Raw genomic sequence first — 1,040 nt, forward strand, 5'->3', positions numbered from 1 at the left:
AAGAAGAGCTTGAGGTTTTAGCTGTAAATGCCAACGAGAACACCTAGCTCGATCAAACACACACTTCCGTAGACTTGTCGGTACGCCCTGCCGTAGTGTTGTGCTGAGGAGCGGGACATGCGGCAGCTGCGTGACGATACACATCTGATACTGGACGGCGAGGTGCGTGTGTATCGGCGTGAGCGCAGCAAGCGCTGGCAAGCTGCCTTTGTGATTGATGGGCACACTATTCGCATCAGTACCGGAAAGCGCGATTTGGCTGAGGCCAAGGAGTATGCCCGCGACACTTATTTGGAATACAAGTTCCGCCACAAAAACGATCTGCCTGTTGTGACTAAGAAGTTCTCTGATGTGGCTAAGCTGGCCATTGCAGATATGCGCAAACAGCTGGACGCAGGCTTGGGGCGTAAAGTGTTTGCAGACTACATCGTGTGTATTGAGCGTTACCTGATCCCCTTCTTTGGGGCACAGTTTGTGACCACCATTGATTATGAGAAGGTGCAACAGTTCTACGAGTGGCGGCGGGCTAAGATGGGTCGTGAGCCAAAGGCCTCAACGCTAAACACACATAACTCAGCCATGAACCGAGTGTTTGAAGAAGCGGTCGCGCGGGGCTTTATCGCGCACAAGAATGTGCCACTGCTGGTAAACCGTGGTGAGAAGAGCGAACGCCGCCCAGACTTCACCCGCGAAGAATACGCCACGCTCATCCGCAAGCTGCCCAGCTGGATCAACGCAGGCAAGGCAGGCAAACCCACGGATATGCGGCACCTAATGCGGGACTATGTGTTGATCATGGCCAATACGGGCATGAGGCACGGCACAGAGGCGCTGAACCTCAAGTGGAAGCATGTGACCCTGTTTGAGGAGAAAGACCTGCAGTATCTAGAAATGAGCGTGTCAGGCAAGACTGGGCGCAGGGACATCATCTGCAGGTCGGGCACAATTAACTACCTCAAGCGCATCCATGAGCGATCAGAGGACATTAGGCATATCCCATTCGAAGATTTACTTAAACAGCGTGTCGATCTGCCCGTGTT

The 1,040-nt window shown here is 53.4% G+C and carries 1 protein-coding gene; it reads left to right on the forward strand.

The window, feature by feature from the left end; translation table 11 throughout:
• Window positions 1-117: 117 nt before the first annotated feature.
• Window positions 118-1,040 (forward strand): site-specific integrase (locus NIG5292_RS14425; protein WP_048600227.1); only part of this gene is annotated, 923 nt, incomplete at its 3' end.

The sequence above is a fragment of the Nereida ignava genome (assembly GCF_001049735.1).
Lineage (GTDB): Bacteria > Pseudomonadota > Alphaproteobacteria > Rhodobacterales > Rhodobacteraceae > Nereida > Nereida ignava.